The sequence below is a fragment of the Alteromonas sp. IB21 genome, from assembly GCF_016405965.1.
Lineage (GTDB): Bacteria > Pseudomonadota > Gammaproteobacteria > Enterobacterales > Alteromonadaceae > Alteromonas.
Genome location: NZ_JAEFCD010000051.1, coordinates 1 through 3,385 on the forward strand (window position 1 = coordinate 1; position 3,385 = coordinate 3,385).

Below are 3,385 nucleotides of genomic sequence, written 5' to 3' on the forward strand. Positions count from 1 at the left end.
CCTTAAAGCCAGCTGTCACAGAGGATAGTAAATAGCGTTAATTTGTCTTAAACTCAATAGCACGATGAATGATTTGCATGATTTTACTTAAGTGTTTGGGATACCTAGCTAGAAGTAGACGAAGCGGGATGGGTAAACTCAATACCCATTGGCGTACAGGGTAACCGTGAAGAACATCTTCAACTAACAACTTGGCACTTTCTGCCATCCTTCTTGCACCGCAACTTGGGCAAAATCCCCTGCGTTTGCAGCTGAACGCCAGCAGTTTCTCATGCTTGCAGTCGTCACAAACTACACGCAAAAAACCATGCTCAAGCCGACCACACCTAAGAAACTCTTCAAACTCTTTTACCACATGAAGTGGTAACGACTTCCCTTTTTGTGAAAGCTGCTTCTGAAATTCTGGGTAGTGGCGTTCGACCAATTGATACAGTAACGTCTGCTCTGGACGATGTCGTTTATAGGTATGAGAGTGAGTTACTAGCAATGGCGCCTTTATCTTGAATTGGCATCACAGTGTGTATATGATTTTAATGTAAATCTACTGATCAATAGGGTGGGAAATTTATAGTCTCAAGGTCCGAAAAACGTACAAGGACTAAACCGCTCCGCGGTAGTAGTGCCGCCCCCACCTCATTAATTATATTCTGATCTCGTTCCCCGCTTCTAAGCTGAAGGAAGGGCAATGTCGCCCTGAATTCACTCAGGAGTGAAACCATGAGTTACTTTGAAGGATCCAACCCCTTACTCCAACGCATGATTGAAGATATGACCATGCGTAGGCTCAGTCCTAAAACGCAAATAGGCTACATCAGAGGCGTGAAGAAACTCGCTACCTTTTTGAAACGCTCGCCAGAGGATGCCACGGCTGAAGAATTGCGCCAATTCCAACTCACATTGGCCGAGCAAGGTACATCTAACATCACCATCAATGCCACGTTATCGGGTTTAACGTTCTTATTCCATAAGTCCTTGAATCGACCTGATGTGATGCTCAAAGTCAGCACCGTGCCGGTGCCAAGGAAGTTGCCGACGGTCTTGAGTAAAGAGGAAGTCAAGCAACTGATTGATGCCACACAGCCGCCCCCACAGCCGGCAACCGACAAGATGGCGATTGAACATACCATGATCTTGGGTGCGTGCATTTTTTTCATAGGATCTCCTTTCAGAAAGGGGCCTTCACGTCTGCGAAGCGTGAGATGTGTATACAGAACCAGGCCTAAGGATCTGATTATGGGTTGAGAAATCGCTGAGGTTTGCCTCGGTGCTCCATCATAAGCTCAACAGAGGGACGGATCGTCGTTGCTCCGCGGATATCACATTTGCTTACTGGGTAGTTTTTGAAGCCCGGTGCCGATCGCACCGGGCTGATCAACGGCGTTTCTCTATCGTTGAAAGTGCTTCAACCGCCCAACCAAAGGGTACAATTTCGAGCCTGGTTGAATGATTGACCACCGGACAACACTGAGAAGGGACCAGTATTTTCGGCAGGCGCTTGCAGTGATTGATAGCCCTGATTCACAAAGGGCAGCCATGCAGGCAGAGTCCCGTCGCTTGGGGTTGGGTCGCCGGTGCGGGCAAACGCCGCCCAGTAGCGCACCATCGTCTCGGCGAGCGTTGCGGAATCTGCGGAGAATTCGGCTTCCAGTTCAGCCTGAGAGGCAAAGACATAAGGAATTTCAGTGGCGTGCGCAGCACCTAAAGCGGGTTGAAAAGCGGGTTGAACTGTTGCAAATAATGGTGAAGGCAGCGGTGGTGCATTTCGGTCTGCAAATTCGTACGCGTAGACCGGGATATGTTGCGCGGCAGCCGCAATGTTACCAAAGCCTGGACAGGCAAAGATCGCATCGGTGCCCACGGCAGAGACCGCGATATCGGCATTGTCATAACTGCTAAGCGGATAGAGGTCTACCACCGCGTCCGCATTGGCTTCAGTGACTGAACCATATCGCCGTATCAGTTCTTGCCGGTAGGCTGTCGAACTTCCTGCAAGTAGTTCCTCAAGGGAATTGCGTCCACTCACAAGTTGCTCCATAGCAACAAACAAACGCCATTCATCCCGGTTCGAGCCTTCCAACACCTGGTCAGCCGTGAACTGTCCACTTGCCAACGCGGCTGCCACCGTCTGTTCAAGAACACCCGGTCGTTGAACAATTTCCGAACCGAATTCAGGTTCGCCGGCCTGCAAAGTGAGAAGTTGCTCAAGGGTCAGGTTACGCAGACACTCTGCCGCTTCAGGCGATGCATCATCTGCGCACAGGCTGGCCATAAATCCGGCACCGCGTTGCTCGGCTTCTGTAGGCGTTTCCTGGAAGAAGGATGGACCGCTCTGAACAATGACCCGATGAAACAAACCGTTGGTTCGATCATTGGCAGCCATTAACCCCTTGATGCTGAATCCGCCTGCAGACTCACCGACCAGTGTTACGTTATTCGGGTCCCCGCCAAACTCAGCAACGTTGGCTTGAAGCCATTCGAGGGCTTTGATCTGATCCATTAGACCGTAATTACCTGATCCCTTCTCGGACGTTTGCGAGGTGGCCGTAAGTGCCGGATGCGCCAAATAGCCGAGCACGCCAAGGCGATAATTAATGGCCACAACAACGATGCCTTCTTTCACCAACCTGTCAGGTTTCGCGCTGGACTGAAAACCGGCACCAGTATCCAGACCGCCGCCGTGGATCCAAACAACCACCGGATGATTATCACCTTCAGCAGGGCTGTAGATATTGAGGTTCAGACAATCCTCCGAAGTAGTCGACCCTGGATTTGAACTTTGAATGGCAAACGGAGATTGCGCCGGCGTTTGTGGGCACGCATCACCAAAATCTGTCGCCTCCAAAACATCCGTCCTCGGCTCCAGGCTTTGGGGCGCACGAAAACGGTTTGCTCCCTCCGTTGATTGGGCATATGGAACGCCGAGCCATTGTTTCATCTCGCTGCCGTTACTGTCGGTGACAAGCTGCCCTGTGACGGTTCCCTCCGAGGTCGTAACCGAAGTCGGGTCACTTGGACCAGATGACGAGTCATTGCAGGCGGACAGCGAAAAAACGAATGTTGATAGGATCAAAAGGCGAACAGCGCTTGGTATTCGTTGAGCATAAACACGCATTGGGTCTTCTCCATGAGAGGCATTGTTGTTGTAGTTCCGAATATATCGAGAGCCCTGCAAGTGCATTTATTTTCAGCGTACGCATGTAAGCCAAGGCTCTCAATGGAGTGTAACTTGCCTCTCGGAGTCTGTCAACGTAGATGTCGCGTTTAAGTCATCAGCTCTTTAACAATTGGCCGCCTTTTCCGGGTTCAGAGTGACTGATTCCGGCAAGCTGAAGTATGTGTTGTTTAACAAAAAAACACATACTGTGCGGCTCAAATGTACGTAAAG

At 50.5% G+C, this 3,385-nt stretch carries 2 protein-coding genes and 1 pseudogene; 1 reads left to right on the forward strand and 2 read right to left on the reverse strand.

Going from position 1 to position 3,385, the window contains the following annotated elements; translation table 11 throughout:
• Positions 1–55: 55 nt before the first annotated feature.
• Positions 56–487, reverse strand: a pseudogene (locus JC525_RS19610) (transposase zinc-binding domain-containing protein); the annotation flags it as partial.
• A 287-nt stretch (positions 488–774) separates the two neighbouring features.
• Here JC525_RS19610 and JC525_RS20045 point away from each other — a divergent pair.
• Positions 775–1,242 (forward strand): phage integrase N-terminal SAM-like domain-containing protein, encoded by a 468-nt coding sequence (locus JC525_RS20045; protein WP_233095331.1) that lies wholly within the window; start codon positions 775–777, stop codon positions 1,240–1,242.
• Between the two features lie 160 nt (positions 1,243–1,402).
• On the opposite strand, the gene JC525_RS19620 is transcribed toward JC525_RS20045, so the two are convergent.
• The gene (locus tag JC525_RS19620) at positions 1,403–3,112 is read right to left on the reverse strand and encodes a carboxylesterase/lipase family protein (RefSeq protein WP_187447986.1); all 1,710 of its coding nucleotides are present in this window, start codon (positions 3,110–3,112) and stop codon (positions 1,403–1,405) included.
• Positions 3,113–3,385 lie beyond the last annotated feature (273 nt).

Coding starts and splice junctions, on each gene's coding strand:
- JC525_RS19620 (WP_187447986.1), bottom strand. CDS start 3,112: ATGCGTGTTTATGCTCAACGAATACCAAGCGCTGTTCGCCTTTTGATC.
- JC525_RS20045 (WP_233095331.1), top strand. CDS start 775: ATGCGTAGGCTCAGTCCTAAAACGCAAATAGGCTACATCAGAGGCGTG.